General features: G+C 47.4%; 10 protein-coding genes. 8 read left to right on the top strand and 2 right to left on the bottom strand.

What is annotated here, in order from left to right; all coding sequences use genetic code 11:
* Positions 1 to 118: 118 nt before the first annotated feature.
* Both ACFQS8_RS09870 and ACFQS8_RS09865 read right to left on the bottom strand, forming a co-directional pair.
* Positions 119 to 2,116, bottom strand: a complete 1,998-nt coding sequence (locus ACFQS8_RS09870; RefSeq protein WP_382167160.1) for a TonB-dependent receptor — start codon at positions 2,114 to 2,116, stop codon at positions 119 to 121.
* Positions 2,117 to 2,317: 201 nt separating this feature from the next.
* Positions 2,318 to 4,369 (bottom strand): TonB-dependent receptor plug domain-containing protein, encoded by a 2,052-nt coding sequence (locus ACFQS8_RS09865; protein ID WP_382167159.1) that lies wholly within the window; start codon positions 4,367 to 4,369, stop codon positions 2,318 to 2,320.
* A gap of 413 nt (positions 4,370 to 4,782) precedes the next feature.
* Here ACFQS8_RS09865 and ACFQS8_RS09860 point away from each other — a divergent pair, with 413 nt between their 5' ends.
* The 8 genes from ACFQS8_RS09860 (at position 4,783) to ligA (ending at position 15,827) form a co-directional block, all read left to right on the top strand.
* Positions 4,783 to 5,691 (top strand): D-alanine--D-alanine ligase, encoded by a 909-nt coding sequence (locus ACFQS8_RS09860; protein ID WP_382167158.1) that lies wholly within the window; start codon positions 4,783 to 4,785, stop codon positions 5,689 to 5,691.
* The gene (locus ACFQS8_RS09855) at positions 5,679 to 6,560 is read left to right on the top strand and encodes a cell division protein FtsQ/DivIB (protein WP_382167157.1); all 882 of its coding nucleotides are present in this window, start codon (positions 5,679 to 5,681) and stop codon (positions 6,558 to 6,560) included. The genes ACFQS8_RS09860 and ACFQS8_RS09855 overlap by 13 nt, the downstream gene beginning before the upstream one ends.
* 3 nt (positions 6,561 to 6,563) lie before the next feature.
* Positions 6,564 to 7,859, top strand: a complete 1,296-nt coding sequence (ftsA, locus tag ACFQS8_RS09850) for a cell division protein FtsA (protein WP_382167156.1) — start codon at positions 6,564 to 6,566, stop codon at positions 7,857 to 7,859.
* A 206-nt stretch (positions 7,860 to 8,065) separates the two neighbouring features.
* Positions 8,066 to 9,478 carry a cell division protein FtsZ gene (ftsZ, locus tag ACFQS8_RS09845; protein WP_382167155.1) on the top strand — a complete coding sequence of 471 codons (1,413 nt, stop codon included), beginning with the start codon at positions 8,066 to 8,068 and terminating at the stop codon, positions 9,476 to 9,478.
* A gap of 214 nt (positions 9,479 to 9,692) precedes the next feature.
* Entirely contained in the window at positions 9,693 to 10,652 is a 960-nt protein-coding gene (gene lpxC, locus ACFQS8_RS09840; RefSeq protein ID WP_382167154.1) for a UDP-3-O-acyl-N-acetylglucosamine deacetylase, read from the top strand.
* Positions 10,653 to 10,817: 165 nt separating this feature from the next.
* The gene (locus ACFQS8_RS09835; protein ID WP_382167153.1) at positions 10,818 to 11,630 is read left to right on the top strand and encodes an outer membrane protein assembly factor BamD; all 813 of its coding nucleotides are present in this window, start codon (positions 10,818 to 10,820) and stop codon (positions 11,628 to 11,630) included.
* Between the two features lie 72 nt (positions 11,631 to 11,702).
* Positions 11,703 to 13,424, top strand: a complete 1,722-nt coding sequence (recN, locus tag ACFQS8_RS09830; RefSeq protein WP_382167152.1) for a DNA repair protein RecN — start codon at positions 11,703 to 11,705, stop codon at positions 13,422 to 13,424.
* A 21-nt stretch (positions 13,425 to 13,445) separates the two neighbouring features.
* Positions 13,446 to 15,827, top strand: coding sequence for an NAD-dependent DNA ligase LigA (ligA, locus tag ACFQS8_RS09825; protein ID WP_382167150.1), 2,382 nt, complete (start codon positions 13,446 to 13,448; stop codon positions 15,825 to 15,827).
* Positions 15,828 to 15,881 lie beyond the last annotated feature (54 nt).

Raw genomic sequence — 15,881 nt, 5'->3', positions numbered from 1 at the left:
ATGCTGCAAAATTTGCAAATTGACCGAGCGATTTACCGTTGAGAATATCCCAGCGAGCGGCAGGCTGCTTCAAACCTTGCGCCGGATATATGATTGAAAAAGTAAAATGTCAAACCGACTAGAAGCTGCCGCGTAAGCTGAAACTGACGGATGTGCCACGGGTGCGCGAGCGGTATTCTGACCTTGAGAGGGCAGCGAGGCGGCGGTTTGGATAGATGGTTTTGGATAATATCTCAGCTTGGTCGCTAAGATTGTGGATGCCTAGGGCGGCATTCATTCCGAAGAAATCTTTGTTTTCTATTGTGATTTGCGTAAATGGTGTATCGACCGCTTTCATTTGCACTTGGCTAATGCGTGGATTAGATGCCCAGCGAGATTTTTGTACCAAGCCCGTTAGCGCCCAATCTGAATTGGGAATGTCATAGCGCAAAGACATGTTCATATCAGACAATTTTTCACCGCCGATGCGGCGTGTTTCATTGGTGACAGGGTCAACCATATTGGAATGACGAGCGGCTAGGAAGTAGTTAAACCTAAGACCATTAATCCCTAATTGAGCAAATTTCACTGAGCCTGACATTTCAGCGCCAAAGCGTTCGGCGTTGTCGATATTGCCCGGAGCTTCAGAAGTTTGGCCGATGGGGATTTGAGCGACGATATCTTCAACTTCCTCTCCGAAAAATCGAAGTCGCGTCGAGCCTAAATTTCCGATTGTCTTTTTAAGGTCGACTGAAAGGAGCCAAGATTTTTCGGGCAATATGCCAGCATTTGTCTCGTTTGCGCTGTTTTCTTCCAAATTTTGAGAGGCGATAAAGTTGAAGAAATTGAACCTGCGTACATGTCGTTGCAGCCGCGTGTTGATACTCATGCCACGTGAAGGGCGGTAGTTTAACGCTGTGAAGCCTTTGGGGTGAAAGAAGTCACGTTCGGATTGACCCGTTCCCATTTGCGAAATGTGAATGAATTCGCCGCCAAATGAAGATTGTAAAGTGACATTTGGGCCAAGTGGGCGACCGTGAAGAATGGCAAATTCAGATTTTTTTTCTGCAACAGTGTCGAAGGTTTCTGTTTTGGGGATATCTTGAAGAGCAAGACTATCTTGCGCTTGTTTCAAGCGGATATTGTGTTTTTCTAGGCTGTTGTAAGCGGTTTGAGCAATGAATTGCCAGTCCTCGTTCGTGTGTGTCGACCAAGTATATTCAGCGCGTGCGACTTGCTCGTTTTCTATGTTGAGGCTGTTGGTGCCTGTTGCGTTTGTGTAGCTGAAATCGGATAGGAGCGTGTGTAATTGTTGGCTGAAGGGGCGATGTTTGGACTGATAAGATCCAATGAGTTTTAAGCGGCCCTCACCCAATGGGAAGTCATAATCACCGCCGACTTCGCCATTCCATTCTCTGCGCTCACTGGTGGAAATACGGACCTTTTCATTCCCCTTCACCGATTGTTGGCGTGAAATTTCTTTGGACGTAATGTGGGGGCGTTTATAGCCAAGGTTGAACGAGCCAAGTTTTCCGTCAGCTGTTTCAAAGTTCACTTGAGTGTTGATTGAAGGAATATCAACGTCGGAGGTTTCTTCCTCGTGACGGTATTCTGTTATGGTATTGGCTTTATTGCGTACAATTTCTAAGCCGCGCGCTCCTTGGCGACGGGAGAGGTTTCGCAATGCAATTTGATATTCGAAGATGTCTTTTTGGCCAGATAAGTTGAGAGAGACGTTTCCAATAGCGCCGGGTCTATGGTCTTGAAAGCGAGGGGTCCAAGACCAATTGCCTGAAATTTTAGAGGTGTTGGTATGTATGTTTGCGACATATCCTTTTAAGCCGTTGAGCTTATATTTTGTTGCATCCTCAATGACAATTTTAGTTACGTCTTTTGCGTTTATCTGGTTTAGCGTGCCGCGAACACTACTGGGTTTGTTTCTGATTGGCTTTCCATTGATCAGAACATTAGTGCCATTTACCCCAATATTGCTTTGCGCGCCGATCGACATTGTGAAATTTGGGAGGTTCTCCACAATGTCGAGCGCCGTGCGGGGGGAATAATGTTTAAACTCAACTGGTGTGATGATTGTTGTGCCAGAAGAGGGAGCTGCTTGCGCGCTTGTGGCCTGCATCATGATGCAGGCGCTTATTAAACTCGTCGCGCTTATGGGTTTAAACCAACTCAACTTGATGCAATCCACCAAACATTAAAATTTGTACATGTTTTGTGAAGGTAATATAATTGGTGAGATTAAAGTCAAGTTAAAGCGTGCGTGTCTAACTGCATTTATACATAAATCATATAATTGGGAACTGTATGGGCAGTAAGTGACTGCTTAAAACTCACCTTTGAGTGAAAAAATGACATATGGCTCATACCTGCGAATGCGATATTCTGTGCGGGCAACGGGGCCATCACGGCGATCAACATAGACTTCTTTAAAGAGGCTTTCTTCTTGATTGCTAAGGTTTCGCACCCCCAATGATGCTTGCATGCCGAAGAAATCTTTGTGCTCAATGGTAAGAGCCGTAAAAGGAATGTCATTATATTGACGAAGGTTTAGGTTTAGGCGTGGATCAAATGCCCAGCGCACACGCTCATAATAGCCTGATACTGCCCAATTAGTATTGGGAATGTCATATCGTAAATCAAGTTCGACATAAGACATTGTCTGCCCACCTATGCGGCGGGTTTTGCCTGTGAGTGGATCTTTCAAACGTGAGTCATTGGCGTTTGCTTGGTAATCAAGTTTGAGCCCTTGAATGCCTAGAGGAGCAAAATTGAATGTGCCAGAAATTTCTGCGCCAAAGCGTTGCGCTGAATCAAGGTTGCCGGGAGCTTCATTGGTTGCATCCAGCGGGACTTGCTCAACAATATCTTCGACTTCTTCTCCAAACACACTAAAGCTGACCGAACCATAAGGACCATGCTGCTTGGTCATTTCAAGAGATAGTTTCCATGATTGTTCGGGCACAATGTCAGTGTTGGTCGCATTGTCATTTCCCTCTGAAATATCACGCGATGCGATGAAGTCTCCAAAATCTAATTGTCCAACTTGACGATCTAATCGTGCGGAGAGGGTTAGGTCTGATTGGGGAACATAGCTTAGGTTTAGGAAGCCTTTGGGCCTGAAAAATTCTCGTTCGGCCTGTCCGCTCCCTGTTTGTGTGATCTGAGAAAACTCACCACCGAGTGAGGTTTGTAGTTTCAGTTGGTCGGTGAGGGGGCGGCCATGCGTGATATTTAGTTCTGCGCGCTTTTCTTTGACTTCATCAAATGAGGCTGTGTCGGCAAGTGCGTTGAAGGCGAGGCTATCTGTTGCTTGCACATATTCTAGACTGTCGCTTTCTAAGCTATTGAATGCTGTTTCTGCAGATATCTGCCACTCTTTGACATTATCGACCATCCATGAATATTCGCCGCGAATAATGGATTCTGCTTCTTTCGCGTGATTGGTGTATGCGCGGCCATTTTCAAATTCGGTATCACTCGTCGCGATATGAACTTGGTTGTAATAGGGGCTATCTTCGACGCTGTGTAGGCCAATCAATTTCATGCGTCCGCCCGCAAGTGCAAATTCATAGTCAGCGTTTATTTCAGCGCCCCATTCTTGCTCGGATTCTGTGAAGATATGCAGATAGGGTGAATTATTATTTGGTTTGCGCTTGGACCATTCGGTGAAGGACCAATCTTCTTTTTCGTAATTAATGTTCAGCGAACCAATGCTGCCGGCAGAATTCTCATAGCCTATATAAGTTGATATTGAGGGGGCATCTTCGTTGTAATGAAAATACTCATCTCTCGTTTCAAATATGCTGCTGTTTCTATCGCGCAAGGTCTCAGGCCCACGCGCATTGTTACGGCGGACTTCGTTTTCCAGTGAAATGTTGAAATTGAAGGGACCCGACTGGCCAGTCATTGTCAGTTTTGCCGCGCCAAGCCAAGGTGAGCGATGATTGCGGAATACCGGGTTCCATTCCCACTGGGTTTTAAATCCGCTCGCTTGAGTTTCTATATTTGCGACAATCCCAGACAAGCCCGGAATATTAAATTGAGACGCATCCTGTACGATGATTTGCACAACATTTGCGGCGGGGATTTGACTTAGAATATCACTCAGATCATTGGATTTTGTCGAAATACGCTTGCCATTGATCAAGACATTGCCGCCGGCTTGACCTAGGCCGCGTTTAGAGTCGGCCTCTACGATATTAAAGCCTGGTATATTAGCGATAAGATCCATCGCTGTTCGCGGTGAAAACTGTTTGAAATCCGATAGTTGGTATGTTGATGTCGAATCTTGGACTGTTGCGGGGGACTGCGCAAAAGCATTCTGTGTTGATAGACATAAAGCGACCAAACTAGCTGAGTATATTAACTTGGACATTCGGCCCCCACGTGGAATTGAGTTATATCGGTGGCGTGTGTGTTACATTTGTAACTTTTGGTGTCAATGGGATGATTATTTAATTTTGTGCCAAATTACAGGTCTGATCTCGTGTGTTTTGTGTGAAAGAGGAAAAATTTAACTTTAGAAGGTTTGCTTTCGTAAAGTTAATTGCGTTTGGAGGAATATTAACCTGCTTGGGCCGAAAATATCAGCAAGAGACGCAATTTATGAAGTATTTCCATAAAAAATGAGATTGTTAAAGGGATGTAATTATCATCTATCATATTGAAAACAATAGCAATAATCTGTTTTCGCTCTGGGGTTGAGAAAATAGATCAAATTTTATGCATTTCTGCGTAGGTTTGTTTAACCTTAAGCGGTCAGAATTAGAGCCTCAAGGAGATCAAAGAATGAAACGCGTAGCAGTCATAATGGGTGGATGGTCATCGGAAAGGGATGTTTCCTTGTCCTCAGGCCGTGGAATGGCACAAGCTGCACGTAATGAAGGCTATGATGTCGTTGAAATAGATGTCACGCGTGATCTCTCCACTCAATTAAATGACGCTAAGCCTGATGTTGTGCTCAATGCGCTGCATGGCCCTTATGGTGAGGATGGTTGCGTTCAAGGTTTATTAGAAATTCTTGAAATTCCTTATTCTCATTCCGGTGTGCTGGCATCTGCTTTGGCGATGGATAAAGCTAAATCGCGTGACGTATATGCGCGTGTTGGACTCATCGTTGCTGAGGGCGGAGTGTACGCAAAGGAAGACGTGGCTGCTGATCACGTGATGGAGCCACCGTATGTGGTTAAACCTATTGCTGAAGGGTCTTCGTTTGGCGTGTTGATTGTGCCTGAAGGAGCTAATCGTCCACCTGCTGAATTATTGGACCCTAAATGGGGGTTTGGGGATTCGGTTTTGGTCGAACAATTCATTCCCGGACGAGAATTGACCGTATCTGTAATGGGAAATGAAGCTTTAGCGGTCACAGAGATCACGACTTTAAGAGATTATTACGATTACTCAGCCAAATATGAGGCTGGAGGGTCGAAACACGTTATACCAGCACAAATATCTGATGCCGTTACACAAGCTGCGCTCGATGCCGCACTTGTTGCACATGACGCATTAGGGTGTCGCGGCGTATCGCGTTCTGACTTTCGCTATGATGACGAGACAAATAGATTGGTAATATTGGAAACAAATACCCAGCCTGGAATGACCCCGACTTCGCTTGTGCCAGAACAGGCAGCGCATAAGGGCATTAGCTATGAGAAGCTGGTACGTTGGATGATAGAGGACGCTTCATGTCACAGGTGAGAAGCAAGTCACAAAAAGGTAAGAGAGCAGCGCGCCCGCAAGAGGCTGTGCCCACTACGATATTGTCCGAGCAATTGTCGACCTATGCTTTTGGAACAGTGACAGCAGGTGCCGTTATGGTAGCTGTTGCTGCATGGATGGGAGGCTCTTTGGCCTCGATCGATGAGCGCATTCAGACAGGTTTGGATGCAACTGCCAAATCAACAGGCTTTACGGTCTCTAAAATTTCAATTGAAGGATTAGATCCACGCACGAAAGCGGATGTGTTGAATGCTTTGGCAATCGAGCCGGGTGAAAACATGTTTCGTGCCGACCCATTTGTCTTAAAAGAACGCATCGAAGAAAAGGTTGCGAACGTATCTGAAGTACGGGTGTTGCGACAGTGGCCTAATGATATTTGGATTCTAGCAGATAATCGTCGTCCCTTGGCACTGTGGCAAACGGATGGTGAGTGGGCTGTTGTCGACCAAGTCGGGAAACCGATGGAAGGTGAAGATCCAACAAAATTTGTAAACCTGCCGCGCGTCGTTGGACCTGCTGCTGGATATGCAGCTCCTGAATTGTTGGCCCAATTAGAATTTCACCCTCAAATTTCTGAACATCTAGAAGTCGCCATGCGCGTTGGTGGGCGCCGCTGGGATTTGCGATTGGATACAGGCTTAGAGATTGCCTTGCCTGAAGATAAACTCGTGGATGCAGCTTTGCTGGCTGTGTATAACCTTGATGAAGCCACAGGCGTGCTTGCCAAGGATTCAGAGGTGACAAGAATTGATGCACGTGACCCAGAGCGTTTTGCTGTGGGGTTGGGTGAGGCGCGCGCTGAATATGAACAAAGTTCAGGCTTAGACAAAAAGTCCGGGGGGGCTTAATCCATGTCATCATTGGCAAGCCGTATAACTATGCGAGAAAAACTTGCCGGCAAGCCGCCATTTTTGGCCGCGCTTGATATTGGCTCGTCTAAAATTGCCTGTTTGATTTCTAAAAACCCCGAAGGGACTAAGAATGTCCACATTGTGGGGGCGGGGCATCAATTATCGCGCGGTGTTAAAAATGGTGCGGTGACGGATATGGATGCGCTAGAGCGCTCTATTCGTGTGGCGGTGGAGCAAGCTGAACGCGCAGCTGGCGCACGTATTAGTGATGTTGTGCTGGGTGTTTCTGGCCCGAATTTGAAAAGTGTTTATCTTCAAGGCGGCGTGAATGTAGGTAATCGTGAGATTACACAAATGCATGTGCGCGATGCCAATAATGCTGCGCTTTCGACATTCCAACAGCCTGATCGCCAGATCTTGCATGCAACTCCGTTAGGGTATGCGCTTGATGGTGCAGGGGGGGTAAAAGATCCACGCGGTATGATTGCGACGCGTCTTACAGTTACGATGCTTGTGGTGTCTGGTCCTGTCGCACCCTTAAAGAATATTGCACAATGCGTGACACGTGCGCACTTGAATCCGGTAGCGGTCGTGGCCTCACCTTATGCGGCAGGCTTATCCGTTTTGGTGGAAGATGAAATTGAGCAGGGCGCAACGGTCATTGATATGGGTGGCGGTGTAACAAGTGCTGCCTGTTTTTATGAAGGTAACTTGATTTATCTTGATAGTGTTCCCGTTGGTGGTGCGCGTGCGTCCTCTGATCTTGCACAAGGATTGGGTACCACATTTGCAGCAGCAGAACGGTTGAAGACTTTGCATGGCGCTGTGGCGTTATCTCAGGTGCATGCATTTGATGTTGTGGATGCGCCAAGGCTTGGCGAGGATGGCCGTCTTGAGGCTGGTACGACATCAAAAGCAGAGCTGACGAATATGTTGCGGCCGCGTTTTGAAGAAATGTTGGAATTGTTGGAGAAGCGTTTATCCAAGGCGTCTGCGCAATACCGTCCTTTGCCGAGACGTATCGTACTTACAGGTGGGGCAAGCCAAATGCCCGGCATGCGTGACGTTGCAGAGGAAGTGTTTAGAGCGCCTGTGCGCATGGCACGTCCATCTCGGACAACTGGGCTGGGTGAGATGTATCAAACGTCAGCATTTTCATCTGCGGCCGGATTGCTGAAATGGGAAATCAATGGCGGTGCAGGTGCTGTCGCGCCCATGTATGGAAAGAGCCGCATGCCTTTGTCGGGGGGCTCTATCTTCCGTAAGGCGACTGATTGGCTGAAAGAGAACTTTTAGTTCCAACGCAATATAGCCATTTTTTTAGAAGATAATACAGATTGTCTCCATTGGGGACTGTAAAAGATATTGCGGATTTACCATGTTGGGTTAACCTGCACTTAGGCATATTTGCATACTAATATCGCTAATACCCTTTTTCCGTTAGTTTGTGCCTTTAATTGGTACGGCTAGTTCTGGCTAAATATCTCACGAGGTGCGGCACCATGCCGGTAGAGTTGAAACCACGCATAATTGTTTTTGGAGTCGGTGGTGCCGGGGGCAATGCCGTCAACAATATGATTCAATCCAAGCTTCAAGGCGTGGAATTTATAGTTGCGAACACAGATAGTCAGGCTTTGCTTCACTCTCAAGCTGATCACAAGGTTCAGCTTGGAATGAAAACAACTGAGGGGCTGGGTGCCGGGGCGAAACCTTCCGTCGGCGCTGAATCAGCTGAAGAGTCAATCGACGAAATCAAAAAGCAGCTTGAAGGCGCACACATGGCCTTTATCGCAGCAGGCATGGGAGGCGGTACAGGAACCGGTGCTGCTCCAGTTATAGCGCGAATAGCCAAAGAAATGGGTGTGCTGACCGTCGGTGTTGTTACCAAGCCGTTTGATTTTGAAGGTAAGCGCCGGATGACGATCGCGGATGAAGGCGTTCAAGAGCTACGCAATCATGTTGATACGCTTATTATTATTCCAAACCAAAACCTCTTCCGTATCGCCAATGCAAATACGACTTTTGCAGATGCGTTCACAATGGCTGATGAGGTTTTGTATCAAGGTGTGCGCGGCGTAACCGACCTTATGGTTATGCCGGGGCTTATCAATCTCGATTTTGCAGATGTGCGGACAGTTATGTCTGGCATGGAGGCTGCGATGATGGGAACAGGTGAGGCCGCAGGTGAACAACGTGCGTTAAAGGCTGCGCAAGCGGCGATTGCAAATCCATTGCTGGATGATGTGTCTATGAAGGGTGCCAAGGGTGTGTTGATTAACATCACTGGTGGCTATGACATGACATTGTATGAAGTGGATGAGGCTGCAAATGAAGTGCGCAAGGAAGTTGATCCTGATGCGCAGATCATTCTTGGGTCTACATTCGATCACTCGCTTGAAGGAAAAATTCGCGTGTCTGTCGTCGCGACGGGTATTTCTTATCAGGCTGCAGGTGGAGATAGCGCTGCTTCTGCGCGTCCATTTGCTCAACCTGTTGTTAAACCGTCAGAGCCTACGGCTGCGGATGCAATTTCTGCTGCGCTTGATGCTGAACCGGCTTTACCTGAAGAAGACCTTGAGACCGAAGAAGTGGCAGCTGAAACAGCAAGTCACGATGAAGACTACGTCGCTCCACCAATTATCAACCGACGTCCTAGTGTGCATGATGAAGAGCCGGAAAGCGCAGTGGAAGCTGAAGATGCTGATGATGACACGCAGTATGCAGTTGAACCTGAAGAGAGTGAGCCACCTCAAGAGGAGCGTTCATCTAAAGGGCGTTCATCTTTATTTGGTTGGGGTAAGGGCGCAGACGCAGATAAAGCCTCTTCAGAAGATGGCCCTAAACTCGATGCAGACGAATATGAAGATGATGAGTTGGAGATTCCAGCATTTCTAAGACGGTCGGCTAACAACTAGAACGTTAAATATGTAAAATTGTTGCAGCTCCGCTGTGTGATGAAAGCGCCCTTAATCATTGAAATGAGGGCGCTTTTTTTGATTTTATCACTGTTTGCAACATCCCGAAACAATCATTTAATTGAGTTTATGGGGCTGGGCTCTCATATTGTAGTTCTTGGAACAGCGGGGAGAGATCCGCGTTTGTAGAGTAATTCCAGAGGACTATTATAGTATGGCGTATCAAAAAACTCTCGCGGGACCCGCAGTATGTGCCGGTGTAGGCTTACACACCGGAGAGCGCGCGCGTTTGGTTTTGAAGCCTGCTGCTGCAGATACGGGTATTGTATTTGTGCGCACTGATATCAAAGACAAAAATAATTCGATCAAAGCTATCGGCACGAATGTGACGACAACACAGCTTGGAACAACACTTGCCAATAAGGCTGGCGTGTCGGTTTCTACAGTGGAGCACTTGCTTGCTGCCTGTGCAGGGCTTTGTGTTGATAACCTCATCGTTGAGATTGATGGTCCAGAAACACCTATTATGGATGGGTCTTCTAGTCTTTATTGTGAGCTTATGTTGCAAGTTGGCATTAAAGAGCAGGCTAAGCCGCGCCGCCGGATTCGTATTCTCAAACCAATTGAAGTTGTTGATGGCGATAAGTTTGCGCGTTTGCGTCCTTTGGAGACTGTGGGGGCACCATTTGAGCTACGTGTACGTATCGATTTTGATAGTGCGGCAATTGGTGAGCAAAGTTATGCATTCAAGTTGACACCAGGTGCGTTCGTGCGTGATCTGGCATTTGCGCGTACATTTGGCTTTACCAGTGATTTTGAGAAGCTTAAATCCATGGGGCTTGCGCGCGGTGCGTCTATGGAAAATGCAGTAGCCTTGGACGGAGATAAGGTTCTTAATCCTGAAGGCTTGCATGTTGAGAATGAATTTGTGCGTCACAAAATTCTAGATGCAATTGGTGATTTGTTTCTTGCAGGTCATGCTATTGCTGGAATTTTTGAGGGTGACCGTCCAGGGCATGCGATTAACAATAAGCTTGTCTGTGCCTTGTTGGCTGATCCGAGTGCGTGGGAAATGGTCAATGATGATGATGCGCGTGCTGCATCTCAATCTACTAAATTTGCATCCGGGTTAAAACGGGTTGAGAGCGAGTTTGCTGCACCTGCGGCTCTATAGGTGTGAAATCTCAAGCCTTGATTTGAGAGATTAACATTAGCTTCAACCAATAATTTCGCCATAAATGGGCGTCATTCCAGAAACTTGCAGACTCTTCGTCGTTGAAAGCTTGGCGTGTGCTCAGCACTAGGCTAGACATTGGAGAATATCGAATGGAGTTTACGGATGGCAATTAAGCGCAATTCAATTTTGCTTTTATCTATCAGCGTATCAGCGTTGGTACTCACGAGTTGTGCGTCATCAAAACGCAAAGCTGATTTGGCATATGTCGAAAAGCCGGTTGAGCAATTATACAATGATGCTTCTATCAGCCTTCAGCGCCGACAATGGGATCGCGCTGCTTTAGAGTTTCAAGAAGTTCAGCGCCAACATCCATATTCTGAATGGGCTCAACGTGCGATGTTGATGACAGCTTACTCGCAATACCGGTCTAAATCTTATGAAGAAGTCGTCGCAAGTGCGCAGCAATATACTGCATTGTATCCGAGTGCGGATGGTGCGGCATATGCTTATTACCTCATCGGGCTGACGCACTTTGATCAGATTACGGATGTCGGACGTGATCAGGGGCGTACCGAATTGGCGCTTGCTGCATTGGAAGATGTTGTGCGTCGTTTTCCGGCCTCTGAGTATGCTCGTGATGCTGAGTTGAAGATTGACATGGTGCGTGATCAGCTCGCTGGTAAAGAGATGGAAATCGGGCGCTATTATCTTAAAAACTCAGAGTTTCTTGCTGCCATAAATCGCTTTAAAAGTGTCGTTGATAATTATGAAACGACAACTCACACACCTGAAGCTTTGCACAGACTTGTAGAAGCCTACTTGTCAATAGGGCTCGTCGGGCAAGCAAATGCAGTAGCCTCGGTGCTTGGGTATAATTATCCTGAAACCGATTGGTACCGAGATAGCTATAAACTTATGCAAAAACATACTATTCCAGCCGCGCAGGCTGTAAAAGCGTCGGTAGACGAAGAGTAGAAACTGACAAAAAGAAACAAAGGCAGAACATTTTTGTTTTGCTTTTGTTCTGTTTGTGCTATCCATGGTCCCATGTTGATAGCACTTTCCATACGTGATTTTGTTTTAGTCCGCGTCCTCGATCTTGATCTGGAAACGGGCTTTACCGCTCTGACCGGTGAAACCGGTGCAGGTAAATCTATTTTGCTCGCAGCTCTTGGGTTTGCGCTTGGCGCAAAGACGGGACGAGGAGCTATTCGAGCGGGGTGTGACTCTGCAACGGTGATCGCAACTTTCGATCCCCCAGCAAACCACCCTGTACGTCAGCTTTTACATGAGAATGATATTGAGCTGGACAATGATGAGGCGATTGTTATTCGCCGCATTCTACGGCGTAATGGGCCAGCAAAGGCTTATCTTAATGATGCGCCAGTAAGTGCGCGTTTGTTGCAATCCATGTCGGACTTATTGGTTGAAGTGCATGGGCAACATGCAGGTCATAGTCTTCTTGATGTGTCGCAGCACCGAAAATTGCTTGATTCCTTTGCTGAGAGCGATGCTGAATTAAACCAGTGTAGCCTCGCTTGGGATGGGTGGCGCGCCGCTGTGGAGGGGCGTAAAGCGGTGGAAGCACGTCTGCTACGTGCGCAAGCTGACCGTGAGTATTTGGAATTTGCTGTGGAGGAGTTGGACAAGCTTGACCCGCATGAGGGAGAAGCTGAAGCGCTTGCGCAGGAGCGTTTAGAGTTGCAATCGGCAGAGCGTGTTGCTGGTGCTGTCGAAGATGCACTCAAGCAATTGGATAAGTCTAATCCGGAGCAGGCGTTGTCGTCAGCTTCACGCGCTTTAGGGCGTGCCGCATCCATGCCTGTTATTATGGATAGTCCTGATGATGCGCCGCTTAAAGTGCAGCTTTTCGCAGCGGCGGATGCTCTTGAGCGTGCATTGATAGAGGCGAGTGAGGCTTATGCGAGTGTGTCACGTTTAAGTTCTGCATCGGACTTTTGTCCAACAGCGCTCGAAAATTCAGAAACACGCCTTTTTGCTTTGCGGGCAGCGGCACGTAAATATGACGTGGATGTCGACCAGCTTGCTGCAGTGCGTGATAGAATGCGGATGCAGTTGGATGAGATAGAGCATTCTGATCAAGCTTTGGCAAAAGCAAAAACAGCGGAAATAGAGGCGCAAAAAGCTTTTGTGAAAGCGGGTAAGGCATTGAGCGCCAAACGGTGTGCTGCGGGCGCTGTGTTAGCGGCATCTTTGAAGCAAGAATTAGCGCCGCTAAAGCTGGAAAAAGCAGAGTTCCGTGTCGTATTGGATCCTATACCAATTGAGGAAGCAGGACCTAATGGATGTGATAAAATATCTTTTGAGGTACGCACAAACCCAGGTGCTGAATTTGGAGCATTACATAAAATTGCATCTGGTGGTGAGGTCGCGCGTTTTGCGTTAGCGCTAAAAGTGTGCCTTGCTAAAGATGGGCAGGCTGGGACGTTGATTTTCGACGAGGCGGATGTTGGTGTTGGCGGGGCGGTAGCGGCTGCGATTGGCCAAAGGATGCTGCAATTATCAAAGGGACGTCAGGTCTTGGCGATTACTCATAGCCCGCAAGTGGCAGCAATGGCTGACATTCAATGGCGTATTTCTAAAGGCGGTGTCCAACAAGAAGATGTTGATGTGGATGCATCATTGGAGACCGCGATTGATGTGCTTAAAGCCAAGCAGCGTAAGGAAGAGATAGCACGCATGCTGGCAGGCGCGGAAATTACCAAAGAAGCGCGCGCGGCAGCGACAAGACTGTTGGCGCGGGCCTAATGACAATAGTATATGGCAGGTATGAGTAATACATCTTCTGATTCTTCACCTGCCATATCAGCAGCTCATCTTAACCTCCAACAAGCGCGGGAGCGGTGGGATGAGTTGTCCCAGATATTGCGTCAGGCCGATAGCGATTATTACGAGCATGATGCGCCGCGTCTTTCTGATGCTGAGTATGATGCTACACGGCAGGAATTACTGGCATTGGAGGCAGAGTATCCTGAGCTCGTAAGTGAGGACAGCCCAAGCCAAAATGTGGGGGTTAAACCGTCTGGTCGTTTCCCGAAAATCACCCATTTAGAGCCTATGTTATCACTAGATAATGCGTTTAGTGATGAAGATGTTTCAGAGTTTTTGGCGCGTATTCGGCGGTTTTTAGGGATAGATTCGAATACAGAGTTGAACGTGACGGCGGAGCCAAAGATTGATGGCTTATCCGCAAATCTTCTGTATGAAAACGGAAAGTTGATTTCTGGTGCAACGCGCGGAGATGGACGTGTTGGGGAAGATGTAACGGCAAATTTGAAAACCCTGCCGGATATACCGCATGAATTAGCAGGAGATGATTGGCCCGAACGCATAGAAATAAGGGGCGAAGTGTATATGTCCCACGCCGACTTTGCCGCGTTGAATGCGCGAGAGGCTGAAGCTGGACGAAAGGTTTTTGCTAATCCCCGTAATGCGGCTGCGGGGTCCTTGCGTCAACTCGATGTCGAGGTCACAAAATCGCGACCATTGAAGTTTTTTGCATATGCTTGGGGCGACACATCTAACGAATTTTCAGCCAATCAGATGGGGGCCGTTGAAGCATTTTCCAAATGGGGGTTTTCAATAAACCCTTTAATGGCACGCGCGCAAAATGTGCAAGACCTCCTCCAAATCTATCACAAAATTGCGGCGGATCGTTCCGGCCTTGGCTATGATATTGATGGTGTCGTTTACAAGGTTGATCGCTTAGATTGGCAATCACGTCTGGGGTTTGTATCGCGTTTCCCGCGCTGGGCTATTGCTCATAAATTTCCTGCAGAACAAGCTATTACCACGCTCAATGATATTGAAATTCAAGTTGGCCGTACGGGGTCGTTGACGCCGGTTGCAAAGTTAGAGCCTGTCACTGTTGGCGGTGTGGTTGTATCGAATGCGACGCTGCATAATGAGGATGAGATAGCGCGCAAAGATATTCGCATTGGCGACAAAGTGGTGGTGCAACGTGCAGGGGATGTCATCCCTCAAATTGTGCGCGTTCTATCGGAAGACCGATCAGTAGATTCTGTCCCTTATATCTTCCCAAAAACATGTCCTGTATGTGGATCACATGCGGTACGAGAGGTTGATGAAAAGGGTGAAGAGGATGCGCGTAGGCGCTGCACAGGGGGACTGATTTGTGCGGCTCAAGCCAAAGAGAGTTTAAAGCATTTTGTATCCCGTAAAGCGCTCGATATTGATGGTCTTGGCGCAAAACAAATTGAATTGTTTTTCGAAAAAGGAGTGGTGACAGCACCTCAGCATATTTTCCAGTTAGAACAACGTATTAATGAGCTAGATCTTGATCCATTAGAGGAATGGGAAGGGTTTGGGAAAACCAGTGCGGAGAACATTTTTGCGGCGATTGATGCCAAGCGAAAAGTGCCATTTGCGCGCTTGTTAAATGGCTTGGGTATACGCCATGTTGGGCAGACAAATTCGGAATTAATCGCTCAAAATTATGGGGATTTTGCGAGCCTTCAAGAAGGGATGAATGCAATTATTGCTGCATGTCCCAGTGAGGCTTATTTAAAGCTGCGTGGCATTGACCGTATTGGCGATACGACGCTGGAAAAGCTATTGGGGCATGTCGAGATAAATGGTTTACCTGAGACTGCGCCTGACACAATTGATGGCAGTTTAGCCCAACAGATAGAGGCATTGCGTATTTCTGGCGTGAATGTAGCGGCTTCTGCGGCATTGGCGAACCGATATCAGACTTGGGCGCATTTTCGTGAAGGCGTGCTTGCTGCGGTTGATGGGAAGCCGGGAGCAGCCTTTAGCGCTATTTCAAATATAGATGGTGTTGGAGAAGTTTTTGCGCAGGCGTTAATTGATTTTTTTGTAGAGCCTCACAATCAGGATATGCTCACGCAATTATTGAATGAAGTTGATGTTGAGCCGGCTCAAGCGGTAAAAACAGATAGTGCAGTTGCAGGAAAAACTGTTGTGTTTACAGGCAGTTTAGAGCTGATGACGCGCGATGAAGCAAAATCAAATGCGCAATCTCTAGGGGCTAAAGTCGCGTCGTCGATATCCAAGAAGACTGATTATCTTGTTGCAGGGCCGGGGGCTGGCAGCAAGTTGAAAAAGGCGCAAGAATTAGGCGTTACCGTCCTTACCGAAGCAGCATGGCTTGAAATGATCAAGCCTTGATTGATATATCATTTGGTGCGGTTTTTTAAATTGGAGATGAGTTAAATCTCCAAT

This window comes from Hirschia litorea (assembly GCF_042665075.1).
In the GTDB taxonomy this organism is placed as follows: domain Bacteria; phylum Pseudomonadota; class Alphaproteobacteria; order Caulobacterales; family Hyphomonadaceae; genus Hirschia; species Hirschia litorea.
This window is presented reverse-complemented; position numbering and strand designations above follow the sequence as displayed.

What these genes read in the sequence shown, in the direction of transcription:
- ftsA (WP_382167156.1), top strand. Translation starts at nt 6,564, where the DNA reads ATGTCATCATTGGCAAGCCGTATAACTATGCGAGAAAAACTTGCCGGC.
- ACFQS8_RS09860 (WP_382167158.1), top strand. Translation starts at nt 4,783, where the DNA reads ATGAAACGCGTAGCAGTCATAATGGGTGGATGGTCATCGGAAAGGGAT.
- ligA (WP_382167150.1), top strand. Translation starts at nt 13,446, where the DNA reads ATGAGTAATACATCTTCTGATTCTTCACCTGCCATATCAGCAGCTCAT.
- ACFQS8_RS09870 (WP_382167160.1), bottom strand. Translation starts at nt 2,116, where the DNA reads ATGATGCAGGCCACAAGCGCGCAAGCAGCTCCCTCTTCTGGCACAACA.
- ftsZ (WP_382167155.1), top strand. Translation starts at nt 8,066, where the DNA reads ATGCCGGTAGAGTTGAAACCACGCATAATTGTTTTTGGAGTCGGTGGT.
- lpxC (WP_382167154.1), top strand. Translation starts at nt 9,693, where the DNA reads ATGGCGTATCAAAAAACTCTCGCGGGACCCGCAGTATGTGCCGGTGTA.
- ACFQS8_RS09835 (WP_382167153.1), top strand. Translation starts at nt 10,818, where the DNA reads ATGGCAATTAAGCGCAATTCAATTTTGCTTTTATCTATCAGCGTATCA.
- recN (WP_382167152.1), top strand. Translation starts at nt 11,703, where the DNA reads ATGTTGATAGCACTTTCCATACGTGATTTTGTTTTAGTCCGCGTCCTC.
- ACFQS8_RS09865 (WP_382167159.1), bottom strand. Translation starts at nt 4,369, where the DNA reads ATGTCCAAGTTAATATACTCAGCTAGTTTGGTCGCTTTATGTCTATCA.
- ACFQS8_RS09855 (WP_382167157.1), top strand. Translation starts at nt 5,679, where the DNA reads ATGTCACAGGTGAGAAGCAAGTCACAAAAAGGTAAGAGAGCAGCGCGC.